This is a genomic window from Pelagimonas sp. (assembly GCF_058892305.1).
In genome coordinates this window covers 46,763-62,258 of record NZ_JBZXVN010000035.1, presented here as the reverse complement: position 1 = coordinate 62,258, position 15,496 = coordinate 46,763, and the positions used below count along the sequence as shown (strand labels likewise).

Here is a 15,496-nt window from a genome sequence, read left to right as displayed (position 1 = left end):
CGTAAATTCAAATAGAAAGGGCCGCCCAAGCGGGCGGCCCTTTTTCTATGCCTCGATAAAACCTCAAAATCGTACCATCTGCGCCGCAGGTCTTACGTTAACGAACCGCAAACAACCGCCACCCTGCAAACAATCAGACGTTGATCACGCAACAGTAGACTAAAGGAATGCAGAATGGCCGGTACTCGGATTGAAGCGCTCAGCCGCATGGATGTGCAAAGCAGCATTCAACGTGATTTGTTTGCCAAAGCGGATGCAGAAATGGTGCGACACCGCGCGAAAAGGACCACGGCTTCGCAAACCCAAATGAAGCTGCGCGGGTTACCATACGCCCATTCGGGGTTTCACATAGCCAATGATGAGGGCCAATTCCTAAGCCCTATGACCCGATTGGTTGTCCTCGCATTTGTGGCAGTTTTGCTGTCGCCCGTGGCCTCGGCGTTTTGGGGTTCGGTTCTTTAAGCGTAAATCAACCGGACTGACTGCGACCATCCGGAAAGGAAATATTTGCGACCTGTTCCGCTATCGGGTCGTTGGACAACGGATGCAGATCGTCTTCATAGGCTTCGGGGTCACCAAGGCGTTCCCAACCGCCATTGCGATAGATTTCCAGCGCATCAAACTGAGCTTTGTAGCCCATCTTATCGCTGCCTGGCACCCAATAGCCAAGATAGACATAGGGCAGACCCGCGGCGCGTGCGATGTCGATATGGTCCAAAATCATCCAAGTGCCAAGGCTGGCGCGGGTATGGGCTGGATCATAAAAGGAATAGACCATCGACAGGCCATCATCGAACATATCGGTCAAACAGGTGGCCGCCAATGTGCCGGTCTCACGGTCGATGTACTCAATAACCCGTGAGCGGATCGGTGTTTCTTCGATCATCGCGGCAAATTCAAAAATATCCATATCCGCCATGCCGCCATCGGCGTGGCGATTGTCGAGATAGCTCCGGAACAATTCGTATTGTTCGTCTGTGGCCCAAGGGCTTGTGGCGCGGCGCTCATACTGGACATTGCGTTTTAACAGACGCCGTTGCGAGCGGGACGGTTTAAAATCGTCAACCACAATGCGCGCCGACATACAGGCCGAGCAATCCGAACAGGATGGGCGGTACAACACGTTTTGTGACCGCCGAAACCCTTGCTTGGATAGGCTATCATTCAAAACCTGTGCCTGATCGCCCTGCAGGGCGGTGAACAGCTTTCTCTCCATCCTGTCTTCGAGGTAGGGACAGGGTTGGGGGGCCGTTACATAGAACTGTGGGGCAAGGGGTAGCGAATGGCGCATCTGTTTCCGTTAACCGATAAGACTTTAACAAAACGGTAACAATATTTTTGCGCAGCTCCAACCCCCCGAAATTGAGGAGGCCCCAGAATCCGGGACCTTTCTTGGGTTTGGGTTAATATCGCTATGGTGGTGGCAGTTTCTTGCCAAAACCTAAGAGGCGCTTAGGCACGTAGGTTAAGCGCAGTGGTGCCCATGAACATATCGGTCAGGCTTTGACCGCGTTCGCTTGTCAGCATCAAGAAGATCGAAATGATCTGCAAAATCACCGTCGACATCGTCACGGTATATCCCAGCGTATGAAACAAGGCCTGTTGCCCGTCCAAGCGGCGGCCATAGGCGTCACGCAATTCGATCGCCATTAGGCGCATACCCCATGTTGCCGACCCACCAGAGATCGTGAACCAACGGTACAAAAAGCCAACAACCATAAAGAACACCGGGATCATAAAGAGCCCAACAATGGTGAATAGGGCCAGCGGCAGGGAAATCGCAATAATCACAGCACAGTCGATGAACCAGGCAATGCCGCGTTTAAAGGCGACGCCGTCATAGAATTCGGCCTGACGATGGGGGTCGGGCAGATGGGACAGCGGCTCGGAATACATTTTGGGCTCCTTTGATAAATGACCGGCCCCGAGGGAAAGGGCCGGCAGATGTTGGCTATGGGAAGTATGCGATTAGGCGTCTTCAGTTTCCATAACTTCTTTGGCGCGCTTTTCGCGGTCGTCCATAAACTGGTCAAACTCAGTTTTGTCTTTGGCTTCACGCAGACGCTCAAGGAAGGCTTCAAAGGCATCCTGTTCGTCTTGCAGGCGCTGAAGTGTGTCGGCTTTGTATGCGTCAAATGCGGTGTTGCCGCTTGGCTTCATGGCCGACCATGCTGTGCGACGGGCGGCGCGGTGGGATGAGTGACGGCAGGATTTCGAGAACATGCGTTTGCTCCAGATCATATATGCAAGAAGGGCGAGGCCAACGGGCCAGAAGAAGATAAAGCCAAGAACCATGGCCGCAATCCACGCGCCTTTGCCGCGCTGATCGAGCCAAGCCTCGCTTTTAGAGAACCAACCAGCATTGGCGGGAACGTCAGCGGAATAAGTGGCGGTGGTCATTTGTGTCTCCGTTCTGTGTGTATGTGAATGTCTTTCACATTGAAGAGATCGGGACGTGAGGCGGGGTTTTCAAGAGCGGATGTGAATGTTTTTTACATTTTCTTGAATTATCATTTGTTATCAGATGGATGGAGGTGAATTTTGTGCCTGTTGTAGCTGTAGCGCGACATAGATTTTTGCAAAGAAAGACAGAGAGAGTTGCAGCAAACGGTTTTTTTGCGATTTGAGGCGGTTCTGACCGTTTGACAAGAGACAATGACGATTATGTCGTTTTGAACTGGGCCAAGATCTGACCTGATGTCAAATTAGATAGGGCTTCGGGGGGATACCAGGGATCTGCCAGTGAGACAGAGATATTTGCAAACTGTCAATCGACCACTTCTAAAACGCTCAAACAAGGTAGGCCGAAGGCTGTTCGAAGGGTCTTCGAACAGTGTTGGAAGGAGGCATGTCTAACTAGGGGCAGCTGTTGGTTCTTCCAAGTCATACCTGCAAGGAGCTGCATTGGTTCCACCTTGGGCAGGAAGGGCGGAAACCAGACCTTAGCTGCGTCTGCGAAGGCTCCGTGCCGGACGGGCAAAAGCGGCCATTCAACCGCAAATGGTCAGGCCTTCGATGCTGCGCAGGCCACCAAGGGCAGCTGTGCTCAGGTTGCGAGCTTTGCAAAGCCAAGCCATCACCCCGGCAACCTAACACAGATGCGCTGCAACGCCGCGATAAAACCGGTCATTGACGAACCTGTCAGGGAAAATTAGGGGTGCAGGCCTGTTGAGCGTACGAACCAATGGCCGGTAACCGAAATTAAGTTGATTCCGTTTTGGAGTTAGATGATTTCAAGCGCGCCCAAGACATCCGGTAACGCTGTTGAAAAGTCCGAAGCGTTCAGCACGAGGGCAATAGAAATATCGTGTTCAATTCCTGTAGCTATGTCCAAGTAAGAAATAGTTATTCCATCAGCAGTTAGAACAGCATTGGATACATCGAACTCTGCACCGCCTGTATTGTAGAACCGCAAGGTGTCGCCCTCTTCAATGTTGAAATCGGTCACTGATGTATCGACTGATGTACGCGTAAATTCGAACACATCGGCCCCTGAGCCACCCGTTAGAACATCGGTGCCAATGCCGCCGAAAATTGTATCATCGCCATTTCCACCAGAAACGGTTTCGTCGGCATCTGACCCCCAGATAACGTCATCGCCTTCGCCACCGTCTATAAACATGGCGACGCCAGCAAGGCTGTAATCAGAGCTGGTCAGGTCGATAATATCATCTCCACCCATGCCATGAATGACTTCGATGTTGGTGAAACGAACCGCGCTGTCGATGCCAGTGGAATCGCCCGTCAGCACTACAGCTCCGTGAAAGCCGGAATAAGCATCGTGTAAGAAAAACGCGTCGCTCTCGTGGCTCAGCTGGATTGTATCACTTTGCGTGCCGCCATCGGTAACCGCCTCTATGCGAACGAGTCCTTCTAGGTTTATGCGAACTTGTGTGCCCACTTGGGTTGTGGAGCTGACATTGAAAGCTGCGTAACCAGATGTGTGGTAGGTGTCTCCCGACAGGTATAAGGTATCTGAGCCGTCACCGCCTTGGACGAGGTTAACACCACTTAGAGCATAAACAGTATCGTCACCGCCACCGCCTCGTAGTTGGTTATTACCATCGTTTCCTGAAACAAGATTGTCTAGGCTATTCCCGAAACCATCTATATCTTCGGTTCCTGACAGAGACAGCATTTCAGCATTTTGCCCGTCTAAGCCGAGATCGAAAGAGATTTCAGTAATAACTCTGTCGGTCCCCTCGTCAGAGTATTCAACGATTACATCCCCGATGTTATCAATGAAATAGTAATCGTCACCCAGTCCGCCGATCATTGTGTCCGCCCCCAACAAACTCGCCGCGTAGTCGCCGACTTGTTCGCTTGACGCAAATATGTCTATTCCTGAACCGCCAATAAGGATGTCATCTCCCGCCTCACCTGAAAGGTGGTTGCGGCCTTCATAGCCAAAAACCAGATCATCGCCTGCACCGCCATATAAGACATCGTTGTCGTCAGTCCCGTGCAACTCCGCAGGAAGAATTTCAAAAAGGTGCCCCCCCCGACGCCCGCCTTCAGGGGTCGGCGTCTGCCACGTGAACAACAATGATCCATCGTCCAACTCTACGAGTTGGTGATCGTACCCACCGTTATTGCTTGAGCCTTGCCCCTCCCCGACGACATGCTCACTGCGGAACACGCCATTTGCGTCATACCTGCGGATGGCGAAGGAACCGCCGATCCCGTAAGGTCCGTAATGAATGGCCAAAGCGAACCCGCCATCAGATGTGGGAACGACTGCGTCTGACATCGCAAGCAGACCCGTCTCAAACGACACCTCATCAAACGATAAGATTTCGCCGGTCTGTGTCGAGACAAGGTAGATGTTGATCGTATCTGTATTGTCCGCAGCATCGCCGACGTCGCCCAAAGCACGGGTAGAAGTGATGATGACATATGTCTCAGTTGCTATGCCCGAGCCGTTCAGGGCAGTGATCACTGGATCTCGAAACCCCATGGGAAAATCAAATGTGTCGATGCGCTGCGGCTCTTGCAGGATGGTTTCCACCACATCGTAGTGCCGTACATCTATGCCGCCATCGTCGTTTCGTATGGCCAGCAAAAAGCCGCCGGTGGCCAATTCTGAAACGTTGGCTTGCCGCAAATCTCCTTGTCCAGACAACCTCGACAGGACAGTGCCATCGACACTCATTAGGACTATTTGGCCGTCGGGAACGATAATCAGTGTCTCGCCCGACGCGAATGTTAGATAGGTATCCCCGAGAGAAACGCTTCCAAAATTGGGTGCCAAATTATCAACCTCAACGGGCCCCGTAATTAGGGTGAAATCTGGGGCAAACGTATACCGAATGGCAGGGTCAGTCCGTAAAGCACCAAAGATAACGAGTGTGAAAGTGCCATTAATGTCTATAACCGGAGCAGAAAATATCGATAGACCAGAAAAACTAGCATTTCCTTGAACAAGTTCAATTGGCTCTGAAAAATGGCCATCTATCGATGTCGTCGAAACAAAGATCGAAACGAGGTAATCCGCTGTGATTGGGTCCCATTGCCGCTCGGTCCAGAAAACAAATGAACCACCATCCGGATGTGGCGAAATGAACGGGCGTACAACACCAATGGGAACAATAGGAATAAAATCAGGCATTTAGAAACACTCTTCTAGAAACAACACAGGAACGGGAATCATTGACGTAAAGTTAAAATCAAGTCTGTAAGTTTAATTTTGCATTGAGCCTTTCCCAAGCGGACAGTGGTCATCATAATTCTAGAAGTGTATCAAGTAAACGACCGTTAACCTGATACACTCTAACGCCCGCCGCAGACGTTTGAACAACTTGTAACATCTACGGGGTAGAGCTCCAGACCGACATCGACCTGAAAACTTCGGCAACTCCAGATCAAACGGCAGCTTAGGGGAAGCTGGGCCTGCTACGTTGCCGGTGCAGCATTTTCTGAAACCTAATTGTCAGTGGTTGCCTTTCGGTCCGCTTTGGGCTCCTGCGGTCATCTGGCAGTTTGGGACTCATGCGAAATTGCTGCGACCATGCTGCCGCATCGCCGCAAGTCTGCTCTGAACCCAACTTGAGCAATGCTGCAATGAGAACCAAGGTCTGAAAACACTGGCGAAGCGGACATGGAAAACAAACTGTGCAATTCTTCAGGGATAAAGGTGACTACCTTTTTGGTAATTTCATTGATTTAATGGTCTTGTTGTTACCTTCATTCGGTTGTTGCTCAACTAGAGCCCATTATGATCTTAGATGCTTGCACCTAAATAAATCCCTCCGATTTGGGTCAGTGGTCCAGGGAATGGTTCCTTGTGGCAAAAGCGACCGTGCAAATAGGCCAAGCATTTCACCTTGGCGGGCGAATTCCGGGTCGCGGTCTGACAAATCGCAGGTCGTATTTAGAAATGCCACGATATCGCCTGCAAACAGCTCGGACGTAATCTCAAAGTTGCATTGTCGACCCTCTGCACAGACTTGCAACGAGCGAAAGTAAGTCATCATGCGCCGCGCCGTTGCCGCGTTGGTCAAAACCACATCTTCCACGGCCACCCGGATCTGACGTCGCAGCGTCTTTGGTGCAGTGGCCCCGATCTCATCGAGCAGGGCGCGATCGGCAAGCGCGATTGTTTCGCAAGCAGGCAGCCTTTCATCAGCTGAAAGCACACCATCCGCCATCGCCGATGCGTAGACATCACATCGGATCTTGAAAATCTTGCGCGTCAATTCTTCGGACGAATGCCCGGTGATCTCTTGTGCGCCGTTTGGAAAGACGCTGACAAACTGTCGGTGAATGGCAAGTGTCGTATTTGACCGCTGAATGTCGATGCTGTTGCCATACTGAAACAACGTCCAAGTAACACCGAACGCGCCCAGTACAAGGGTAATCCACGGGACAAGACGGGTGGTGACCGTGTGCGACGGCATACGGTGCGCCAACCAGATCCACAATGCGCGCATCAGTCAGAACCGTCCAAGGAAGGCTTCATTTGCAAGGCATGCGCGGCGCCTTGCCACGGCGACAGACCGCCCCCGTCGCCCCCATCGAGCGCAACGGCACAACACTGACAATCATCGCAGAAGTCTACGATGCTGCTATCGGACAAGCCGCGGACATACGCAGCAGAGTTTATATCGGTTTTCCGCGCTTCCACAGTGGTCTCTTCGATCCATTCGGGCAGCATGAGGCTAAGGTTGGTATCGTGGTCCGTCTTGGGCGCATCGACACACATCATGCCCTGTGGACAGGTGTCGATGTTCATTTCAACCACTGTGGCACCGGGGCCGATAAATTGAATGTCCTGCGCCTGGGCCGTGGGCGCCGGACAGGCAAGGCAAAGTGCTGCGATAAGATGTTTCATCTGTTTCCTCATTGTGTCGGGTCAAAAATAGCAATGGTGCGGCGCAGCAGGTCGATAAACTCTGCCGCCTTGGTCAGCGCATCGACGATGCCGTTGAGATCTTTGAGAATTTGATCACTCTGTGCCACGATGGCGCTTAGCTGTGAATTGACAGCGCCAATGTCCTGCGCCCTGAGCACTTTGTTTTTGGCGCGATGGATGACCAGATTTTGCTGGCTCAGCTTGATGGACATTTGCGTCAGGGACCGCGCCCGGTCATCATCGCCGGCCAAACGTGCGGCATGCGCCTGTGCGTTCAACGCGACGAGCACATTTTTCTGGGTCATTTTCAACGCACTGATCCGCGCCAGGGCTGTCGCGTGGTCTTTTGCAGTTGTGGTCATGTCAATTCTCCTCGTTTGCAGCATCGAGAAGCCCGCGCAGCTCTTCCAAATATTCAACAAATTCAGCGGCATCCGCGCCGGGCCGGGTGCGGGCCAAAAGCTGGGCATGAGACTTGCGAAATTGAAGAAAATTGATGACCGGCGAATTTTCCTGGGCCTTTAGAAAGGTCGCATGGGCGGTGCGGGCATTTTCGATGGCTTCCGCATAGGCGACCGGATCGTTTTTGCCTTCTGCGTTCAGCAAGTTCTGGCGCGCTGTTAACAGCTGTGCCTGCGCCTCAAGCAAGTCCGTGTCATAGGGCTCAAGATGGGCCAAAATCACCTCGAGATTGTCTTCAAGCACAGCGTCCGCTTGCCCGATCACCCGACGCAAAGTACCGACCCGCAACTGGTTGACGAAGAACTTGGTCGACGTACTGATGAGGGTCTGTTGTTCACGGGCAACGTCGCCCAAGCGCTCGAATGCTGCGGGCCGGGCCGCGTCTGGCATCCCGAATGCAGCCACGATCGCATTTGCCTGCGCTTGCGCCTGCGCCGGGGTTTTCGACCCGGCAAGCGCCTCCAGCGAGGTCAGGTAGCCATCCATTATGGTCCGAAAGTCCACCAGTTCCGACGCGGAACCTGCGTCGTCGCGCGGATCAAAATACTCGACCAACCTGCAGTCGCTCACCCCGCTTGCGTCGAGACGGGCCACCGTCGTATCGCAATCGCCAACAAAGCCTATGACGCCGCCATCCGCGGCAATCGCACGCTGTTCTTCGCGCGCTCGTTCTTCTGCGGCATCGTGAAGAAGGTGTTCTTCGATCCCTGTCGTAAAGGTCGTGAACTCTTCCCTCGCCTGCGCAAGCGGCGCCATAACGTCCGGCGTTGTGCAGGCCGTTAAGGCCCACACATAAATCAAATGAGCCGCGTGCTTCATGTCGTGACCTGATCATGCGGAGAAGGCGGGACATAATAGCCCACTAGGAAGGTGACCAGCAAAACGAAGGCCGATTCCACGCCAGTGGGCATTTCGATCCCGCCGAACTCTGCAAGAGCCCATAGAGCCAGGACCGACAATGCAGACCCCACTGACCCGGCAGCAACCTTGCGGGCGGGTCGGTTTGTCATCATTTGGGCCATGCTACGCCTCCAACAGCAGTGCTGCGCGCAGCATTGCGGGCAGACTGTCGACCAGCTGACCGGACGCGCGCGTTCCATCAACGGGATGCCAACGCCCCTCGTGCGAGCCTTCGCGATTCCAATACGAATTCGGATCGTGGATGATGAGACCGGCAATTGTCCCGGCCACGATATGGGTGCCCAGAGCCCCCAAACGCTGCCCGGCCTGACGCATCTCAGCTTCTTTGAGCGTATAGAACCAAAGCGGCGTAGAGGCCGCGAAATCCGCCGTTTTCAACTCGTTGCCTGTGCGTCCGAATGTCAGTTCTGCCTGTGTCAGGGCGCGCAGGTCAAACCCGTGTTGATCATTGATCGCCGCAAGGCAGGCCTGTGCCGAGGGGACAGACATCCGGATACCGCGTTTCAAATTGCGCGCGGCCAGGTTCTTTTCATCCAGTTCAACCTCTGTCGCGGTGTTCTCGTCCAGCTCGGTTGCCTCGTTTCGCATGGCACGCAATGGCAAGGCGAGGTTGGTGTCGATCCGGCGCGTTGTGCGGTCTGCAAATTCAGAATTGGACAGACCCGTGCGCGCCCAATCAATCACCCAGTTCTCCGGCAGTTTTGGCGCTCCGAACATGGGGTTGGTGCCACCACCTGTGAACGCAAACAGCAACTTGAATGTGGCGCGTGCCAAGCCGTCGTCTTTATTGCGCCCAAAGGCGCTGTTCCAGTCATAATTGCCGCGAACCATGGAATGCCCAAAGCGAAAGGCGGCCACGGCGAATTCGATCGGCATGGGAAACGCTTCGTCGTGCTTATGCCCGCAATCGCGAAGAAACTTTCCGTATAGCGACGCACCCGAGGCTTTGACCTGTTGCAACGCGACCGGATCGCAAATGGCCGGCAGATAGACGTTCATGACCAGCCATTGATAGTGCAGAACGACCTGTTCGCGCGCTTTGGCAAAAAGCACGTCGGCGTCGGCGTTCTCGCCTGCATCGCGCAGGGCATCGACCATCCGGTTGTGGAACCGCAAAAAAAGCAACATGCAACTGGGCAATGAACAGGTTTTCATCGTTGCGCGGGTCGCCAATGACCGCGGCCGTCATATTTGGGCGCCCGTCGCGCTGGAATGTCGCGCGAATGCCTTCGGGCAGCGCGTCGAAATCCTCTTGGGTAAAGTGGATCGACCCATGTTCGGGTGCCAACAAACGCCCAAGACGCAACAGGTCAGCGGCACCGTCCAAAGGCAATCTGTCGGGGATGCCTCCCTCGAACGGGGCCAAAGTCCCCAGCCACATCTTGGCCTTGTCCCCCGGAAACCGGAGCAGCCCGATCAGTTTGTCATGGGCAGCGTTGCCGGTGGGCGTGGTCGGGCCATAGAGGCTGTCAAGATCAAACCGACCGGTGCGTTGGTTGACGATCGCACCGGCGACATCTGGGCGCGGCTGCGGCGCAAAGTCGTCGCCGGGGCGATTGAAAATGTCGACAATGTCGGCTGCGCCGGGACGCGACAGCCCTTGGTTGGTGATGTCATGATCGATGAACTGCCCCAGGTAGGTGAACACCGGTGCCAGAGCGGAATTGTTCAGATCCTCCGGGTCGCCGTGACGGTAGAGCTCTTCTTGAAGCGCCCGAAGATGCGCGGGCGTCTCGGCAGAGAAGGGCACGCCTTCGGCATCTGGGAAAAGGAACCCAAAGCTTGCGCATTGGCTCAAAGCTTCGGGGCAGACGACGCGTGTGCCGCCGTGGTGAGCTGTGGTTTGCATAGCAGTCTCCTTGGTCAATTTTGGATTAACCCGAGCCTGCCAGCTGACCCGTTAACCATGTGGGAGCGCGCTGTGATTTTGGTGTGAACCCGGGCGAATGCCCCCGCACCCCGTGTCAAAACGCAAATCGCCCAAGGCCAATTTGCGTGGCCTTGGGCGGATGCGATGCGTGTGTATTCTCAGGACGCGTGGCTCAAGCCCGGGACGGTACAAAGCCTCCGGTCAGCTGTTCGATATCTTCAGCTGGCGCATGGGTCAGGAACTCCCAGCAATACCTTTTGACATCACGCGACGAGATGATCCCATAGCCGGGCAGTCCCCCGTTCAGACGGTCGGGAAATTTATATGCGTCTTTGGCGAAAACATCCGTCCCATAGCTGTTGCGAAACAGAAACGTAAACGGATCTTCCCCATCCCTGTCGTCTTCATTGACCCTATAGCCAACCAAGCAGACGCTGTGCCCGGCTACCGGTCGTTTTCCCTTGACGATCTTGTCGGTTGGATAGCGTATGTGGCCAGAGGCGCGGGCATATGCGCCAGTCCAGACATACTCTGCCTCGTTCAGGATCGCGAATCCGGCGACGATCGGTTTCTTCTTGGACAGCTGATCCACAAAAAAATTGACCAGATTTGGCCGGGGCGTTTTATTTTGCCATTCTCTTTTGGGGCCGACTTCTGCGTCGGTGATGTCATGGAACAGTTTGTCCGCCGCAACCGTACGCTTGCCAGCCGCGCTATCGACCGTGACATCAAACACTTTGGGGGCTTTTGGTGGGATGATCGACGCATTGGGCTCGTAAGGGGCATCTTTCGCGTCTGCGAGGCCATCATTGATCAGCGTGTTCTTCAATTGGACCAAAAACGTGCCACCTTGTTCTTGCAGGATTTTTAGCGCCTGCCTGGTTGGCGGATTGTCGATACCTGTCAGCGGCTTGCGCCATGCCTTGTCGTAAAGGTGTTCTTCGGACAGGGGGACGTACTTGGTCTCTCCATTCACATGAAACCGGCGCAGTTCTTCTGACGCCACGACCGCGAATGCGTTGCAGGTGCCCCGTGCATGTTGATGGCGCACGGGCCAGCCATCCCCGTCCTTGAATGTGCGCAGCCCCTTGCTCAGGTCGACTTCTGGGGCAGTGTTTTCTTTCAACGCAAAGGTACTTCGCCTGGCGATTTCAGTCTGCACCCGCTGGAATGACCACTGCGGAACGCCGCTGCCGAAAACAATGTTCTCTGTCATGCTGTGTGCCTCCTTTCACCTGCGCCGATCATTTGAGCTTGAACTGCGCAAGTTCGGTTTGGCAGCCTGTGATCAGGTCGTTGATTTTTCCCGATTTGACCAATTCGGTAACGATCCATTTTGCCAATGCGCGTCCAGCTTCGGAATCGCTTTGATAGTGGACGCCCGCCCGTTCCCTGTTGCGGGCGATCCGCAAAGAGAGTTCGGTGAGATATTTGCTGATCCCTTGTTCGGTCTTGTAAGTAATTTCGGACTCGTCAGCAGCTTCGGGCTTGGCAGGGGTCTCAGAACCGTCAGGAGTCTCGGGCTGGACAGGAACCGGTTTCATATCGTCATCATACGCGCCCATGGCGTGTTGTATCAACAGCGATACGGCCTCGGCCTGTGATGCATGATTGCTGGGAAAGGACGGATGGGGCGGGGTCGGAATAACAGGCAAAATTCCGGGCCAGATCTGTACAGGCCGGGGCCGTTTAAAGTGCAGTTTCCATTCCATGCCCACAATGCCCGACACCATCATGCCAATGGAAATCAGACGGGCCGTGCAGGGGTGCTGGACCGGATTGATCGACAGGACGTTGTAAAAATAGTGGTAAAAACTGCCGGACTGATCCGCGATCTCTGCCCCATAGTTTTGCAGCGTCCGGTTACGATCCACTTCAATCGCATAGTGGAGTTCTGTCGCAACGGGTGTTTCGGTTTTGTCATCAAGATCCTTTTCTGGCGCGTTTTTAATCGACTTGATGTAAGTACTCAGTTCCGCCTCGAGACCGGATGCAGTACCGACAGTGTTTTTACTGACCAGAGGCAAGAGCTCTGCTAGTTTTGACTGTGCCCATAGATCGGGGTGCAGATCGTAGTCTGAAAAACTACGCTTAGTGGCATCCGGGATCAGGTCAAAATCGAATACGTCGCCTTTGATTGACAGAGGCAACACCGATGGCATCACTGTGCCCGCTCCGGGGCCTATTCCGGTCGATGTCGACCCGCGTGTGGCACCATTTGTTGCACCATTTGTTGCGCCGTTGGTTGATGGTAAAAATGACATGTGGTTTCCCCCGTGTTAATCATTTTGGTCTTCATAGGTGCCAGGCCGCGAATACGCTGTGAATGCAGTGTGAAAATCAGGCGGGCATGCCCGCATCCAACAACAATGTCGCAAAGGCCTTTCTGTCCGCCGGGTCCCTAAAGCCCTGAATTTTCTCAAATTCCACCACAGAAAAATCTGGGTATAACTTTAGGTGATGATCAACGAGAGGGACGGCTTCAGAGCGTCGACCGGCGGCCATCAATGCGGCAATGGTTGCACGGATATTTCCACTATAATTGGGTGAACGTCGGAAGCTGGAAAACCCATATTCGGCTGAAGCGTCATAGTCGCCTTGGCTGAAAAGCGCGAAACTCAGAAAATGCTCGTTTCTAAAGATGAATGGATCATACGGCGACAGCTCTAGCGCTCGGCGCCCATTGCGCACGGCTTCTTGTGAATGACGTGTTGTGGTCAAAGTCGGCACAGACCATGCAAGGGCCTCTGCATCGTTGGGACTAAGGTCCATCGCGTCACCAATCAGCGATAGGGCTGCGGTATAGTCCCGGTCAAACATCATGCGATTATGCGCCCACAATGCCATCACGCGCCCGTCCCGTGGCGAGAGCGACATTGCCTTGAGCGCATGTTGGTCAAGCGCGGCACGATCCGTAAACCAGTCGGGCGACCAGCCTTCCCACATGCGGATCGACAACCAATCTGCCATCATCGAATGCGCAAGTGCAAATTGGGGTCCGTTCCGTACGGCAATGGCCAATAGATTCCCGGCTTCCACGAAAGCGTCATGAGACAACTTGAAAATCAGGTCTTTCGCCTGAAGAACCAAATGATAAGGCTCCAGCTCATGCAAGGGCCGCGTGCGTGACAGATGCAATTCTTCCGCATCCACGGACGGCACAATGGCGCGTGCAATCTCTTCTGCGATGGGCACGTTCAAACTCAGTATCTCGCGTTTGCGACTCATCAGTCTTGTCGCCCAGATCACCCGTTCGCTTTGTGCCTCGACCAATTGGGTGGTGAGCGCGGCTTGATCGTCGTGCAACCGAACCGACCCGGACAATATATACCGGGCGTTCAAATCACGCCCAACCTCCATTGGGCGCGGGACTTTGTGCAAATACATGCGTGTTGTGTTGCTGGAAATGACTGATGGGGCGCGGAAGGACGCAAGATGACAGGTCAAATGCTCCAGCAATGCCAGAGACAATTCCTCGCCCCGCTGATCTGCGCCAAAGACCTCAAAGGGCAAAACCGCCAATGCCACGGGCGGTGCGTTTGATAGAGGTTTTTCGATTGCAGCAGGCAAGCTAATTTCTTGTTTTGGCCCAGTGTTCAGTTTGATGGCAATGGCCAGCTCTTGGGTTTCTGCCGCGGGCTCTGCGTCCATTTCCGTCTCTAAACGTTGAAAGAAAAGGGCATAGACCCTGAGTGCGGCCGCAGGTTCCGCATTCTCAACAAATGTGGACATCAATGTGCGCACCGCTTCTTCATCGAATTCGTCCAGTTTCAACGCTGTTTGCGCACAGGCGTACCGCAGCGTCCGGTCTGTCTGAGGGTTTTTGTAGATCTCTTTCAACTGCCGCAAAACCGAAGCAACCGCATCCGTTTGAATTTCTTTGGCCCATTCCTCAAACTTTGAACTTATTGAAAAAATATCCGAGAACATCCGACTGACCTTCAGGCAATCAGAGAGTTTCTCTGGTGGAAAGGGCCGGTGTTCCAATTGCATCTGCAAAGCCTGCAGATCTGTCGATATGACATCTCTGACCAAGCCGATCTTTTCGCCATCAATAACAAGAAGATTATCCGTCAAAGACCCCAATGCCCGGCGGATAGAGCTTAGGCATTGTCGAAACGACGCGCGCGCGCGCAGCGGGTCTTTCTCGGGCCAAAGCAAGGTGCACAAGTCAGAGCGTAACAAAATGCCATCTGAATTCAAACAAAGGTAGGCAATAATCGCGATTGCTTTGGTATTGCGCAGCGGGACAGGGACGCCATCGACGCAAATCGCAACCGATCCCATAACACGTAATTGAAACTGCGGCGTTGCTTTCACTTCCGGGTCCGTTGAGCCAGGCCGACCATCCCACATTTAGCTACGACATCCCAAGTTGGTTTTTTATCTATAGTGCCCCTTTAGGTAGCAAATTCCCTGTCGAAACTCCATCATTTCGTTAACAAACTATGAATGCAGCACAGAGCAGTCCGTGCAGCAGCGATTTTGTCTTTCACCCCTTTGATGGAATATAACGATTTAAATGTGTTGCCGGCCGGTTAACTGCGCCCCATGCGTATTTCGTATGAAAGTACCTCCCAAAGTCTGCAATCTGGTTTGAACCAGACCTTTATGGCTATTCGTCTAACGGCAGCAAAGTCCGCAAGGCCGTCATCTAGCCCAAATTTTTGCTGCAAGGGTCACCAATGACCGGTCTTCTTGCGGCGTTGCAGCGTGTTTAAGCTGAAATGGTTGGGTAGGGCCTGACTTTGCAAACTCCGCTATCTGCGCATTGCTGGCGTTGCGCAGCAGGGGCCCCAAAAGGGCAGGGGATGGTGACTTGTTTCTGGCCCTCGCATCCTATCAACAAGGCACTTAGGGAGCAGCTATGAATTCAGTCATCCATGGGGCAG

15 protein-coding genes are annotated in these 15,496 nt (G+C 53.8%); 2 read left to right on the top strand and 13 right to left on the bottom strand.

Features of this window, described 5'->3' with window-relative positions; genetic code table 11:
• The first annotated feature begins 174 nt into the window (after positions 1-174).
• Positions 175-462, top strand: a complete 288-nt coding sequence (locus AC5EFR_RS15050) for a hypothetical protein (protein ID WP_493576610.1) — start codon at positions 175-177, stop codon at positions 460-462.
• Between the two features lie 7 nt (positions 463-469).
• On the opposite strand, the gene AC5EFR_RS15045 is transcribed toward AC5EFR_RS15050, so the two are convergent.
• The 10 genes from AC5EFR_RS15045 to AC5EFR_RS15000 all read right to left on the bottom strand — a co-directional run bounded on the left by AC5EFR_RS15045 (position 470) and on the right by AC5EFR_RS15000 (position 9,862).
• Complete coding sequence (locus AC5EFR_RS15045) at positions 470-1,291, bottom strand: arginyltransferase (protein WP_493576609.1); 822 nt, start codon at positions 1,289-1,291, stop codon at positions 470-472.
• Between the two features lie 161 nt (positions 1,292-1,452).
• Positions 1,453-1,896 carry an RDD family protein gene (locus AC5EFR_RS15040; protein WP_493576608.1) on the bottom strand — a complete coding sequence of 148 codons (444 nt, stop codon included), beginning with the start codon at positions 1,894-1,896 and terminating at the stop codon, positions 1,453-1,455.
• A gap of 72 nt (positions 1,897-1,968) precedes the next feature.
• Complete coding sequence (locus tag AC5EFR_RS15035) at positions 1,969-2,400, bottom strand: DUF2852 domain-containing protein (protein WP_493576607.1); 432 nt, start codon at positions 2,398-2,400, stop codon at positions 1,969-1,971.
• Between the two features lie 823 nt (positions 2,401-3,223).
• Positions 3,224-5,608, bottom strand: coding sequence for a calcium-binding protein (locus AC5EFR_RS15030; RefSeq protein ID WP_493576606.1), 2,385 nt, complete (start codon positions 5,606-5,608; stop codon positions 3,224-3,226).
• A 604-nt stretch (positions 5,609-6,212) separates the two neighbouring features.
• Entirely contained in the window at positions 6,213-6,929 is a 717-nt protein-coding gene (locus AC5EFR_RS15025; protein WP_493576605.1) for a hypothetical protein, read from the bottom strand.
• Complete coding sequence (locus AC5EFR_RS15020) at positions 6,929-7,330, bottom strand: hypothetical protein (protein WP_493576604.1); 402 nt, start codon at positions 7,328-7,330, stop codon at positions 6,929-6,931. The genes AC5EFR_RS15025 and AC5EFR_RS15020 overlap by 1 nt, the downstream gene beginning before the upstream one ends.
• Positions 7,331-7,338: 8 nt before the next feature.
• On the bottom strand, positions 7,339-7,785 hold the full coding sequence (locus AC5EFR_RS15015; RefSeq protein WP_493576603.1) for a hypothetical protein: 447 nt from the start codon (positions 7,783-7,785) through the stop codon (positions 7,339-7,341).
• Positions 7,715-8,632 (bottom strand): hypothetical protein, encoded by a 918-nt coding sequence (locus AC5EFR_RS15010; RefSeq protein WP_493576602.1) that lies wholly within the window; start codon positions 8,630-8,632, stop codon positions 7,715-7,717. The genes AC5EFR_RS15015 and AC5EFR_RS15010 overlap by 71 nt, the downstream gene beginning before the upstream one ends.
• Positions 8,629-8,835, bottom strand: a complete 207-nt coding sequence (locus AC5EFR_RS15005) for a hypothetical protein (protein WP_493576601.1) — start codon at positions 8,833-8,835, stop codon at positions 8,629-8,631. The genes AC5EFR_RS15010 and AC5EFR_RS15005 overlap by 4 nt, the downstream gene beginning before the upstream one ends.
• 1 nt (position 8,836) lies before the next feature.
• A complete protein-coding gene (locus AC5EFR_RS15000) occupies positions 8,837-9,862 on the bottom strand; it encodes a peroxidase family protein (RefSeq protein ID WP_493576600.1) in 1,026 nt (341 codons plus the stop codon).
• Between AC5EFR_RS15000 and AC5EFR_RS14995 the strand changes: the two genes are divergently transcribed.
• Positions 9,837-10,670 carry a hypothetical protein gene (locus AC5EFR_RS14995; protein ID WP_493576599.1) on the top strand — a complete coding sequence of 278 codons (834 nt, stop codon included), beginning with the start codon at positions 9,837-9,839 and terminating at the stop codon, positions 10,668-10,670. The genes AC5EFR_RS15000 and AC5EFR_RS14995 overlap by 26 nt on opposite strands.
• 106 nt (positions 10,671-10,776) lie before the next feature.
• Here AC5EFR_RS14995 and AC5EFR_RS14990 read toward each other — a convergent pair whose 3' ends face one another.
• The 3 genes from AC5EFR_RS14990 to AC5EFR_RS14980 all read right to left on the bottom strand — a co-directional run bounded on the left by AC5EFR_RS14990 (position 10,777) and on the right by AC5EFR_RS14980 (position 14,924).
• Positions 10,777-11,820: a C1 family peptidase gene (locus AC5EFR_RS14990; RefSeq protein ID WP_493576598.1), complete on the bottom strand. Its 1,044-nt coding sequence runs from the start codon at positions 11,818-11,820 to the stop codon at positions 10,777-10,779.
• A gap of 28 nt (positions 11,821-11,848) precedes the next feature.
• Positions 11,849-12,868: a phosphatase PAP2 family protein gene (locus AC5EFR_RS14985; RefSeq protein WP_493576597.1), complete on the bottom strand. Its 1,020-nt coding sequence runs from the start codon at positions 12,866-12,868 to the stop codon at positions 11,849-11,851.
• Positions 12,869-12,944: 76 nt separating this feature from the next.
• Positions 12,945-14,924, bottom strand: coding sequence for a BTAD domain-containing putative transcriptional regulator (locus tag AC5EFR_RS14980; RefSeq protein WP_493576596.1), 1,980 nt, complete (start codon positions 14,922-14,924; stop codon positions 12,945-12,947).
• Positions 14,925-15,496: the final 572 nt, after the last annotated feature.

Excerpts from the sequence above, each read along its gene's own strand:
- AC5EFR_RS15015 (WP_493576603.1), bottom strand. The coding sequence starts at position 7,785 with ATGCCGCTGAATTTGTTGAATATTTGGAAGAGCTGCGCGGGCTTCTCG.
- AC5EFR_RS15030 (WP_493576606.1), bottom strand. The coding sequence starts at position 5,608 with ATGCCTGATTTTATTCCTATTGTTCCCATTGGTGTTGTACGCCCGTTC.
- AC5EFR_RS14985 (WP_493576597.1), bottom strand. The coding sequence starts at position 12,868 with ATGTCATTTTTACCATCAACCAACGGCGCAACAAATGGTGCAACAAAT.
- AC5EFR_RS15045 (WP_493576609.1), bottom strand. The coding sequence starts at position 1,291 with ATGCGCCATTCGCTACCCCTTGCCCCACAGTTCTATGTAACGGCCCCC.
- AC5EFR_RS14990 (WP_493576598.1), bottom strand. The coding sequence starts at position 11,820 with ATGACAGAGAACATTGTTTTCGGCAGCGGCGTTCCGCAGTGGTCATTC.
- AC5EFR_RS15000 (WP_493576600.1), bottom strand. The coding sequence starts at position 9,862 with ATGTTGCTTTTTTTGCGGTTCCACAACCGGATGGTCGATGCCCTGCGC.
- AC5EFR_RS15035 (WP_493576607.1), bottom strand. The coding sequence starts at position 2,400 with ATGACCACCGCCACTTATTCCGCTGACGTTCCCGCCAATGCTGGTTGG.
- AC5EFR_RS15025 (WP_493576605.1), bottom strand. The coding sequence starts at position 6,929 with ATGCGCGCATTGTGGATCTGGTTGGCGCACCGTATGCCGTCGCACACG.
- AC5EFR_RS15010 (WP_493576602.1), bottom strand. The coding sequence starts at position 8,632 with ATGAAGCACGCGGCTCATTTGATTTATGTGTGGGCCTTAACGGCCTGC.
- AC5EFR_RS15050 (WP_493576610.1), top strand. The coding sequence starts at position 175 with ATGGCCGGTACTCGGATTGAAGCGCTCAGCCGCATGGATGTGCAAAGC.
- AC5EFR_RS15020 (WP_493576604.1), bottom strand. The coding sequence starts at position 7,330 with ATGAAACATCTTATCGCAGCACTTTGCCTTGCCTGTCCGGCGCCCACG.
- AC5EFR_RS15040 (WP_493576608.1), bottom strand. The coding sequence starts at position 1,896 with ATGTATTCCGAGCCGCTGTCCCATCTGCCCGACCCCCATCGTCAGGCC.
- AC5EFR_RS15005 (WP_493576601.1), bottom strand. The coding sequence starts at position 8,835 with ATGGCCCAAATGATGACAAACCGACCCGCCCGCAAGGTTGCTGCCGGG.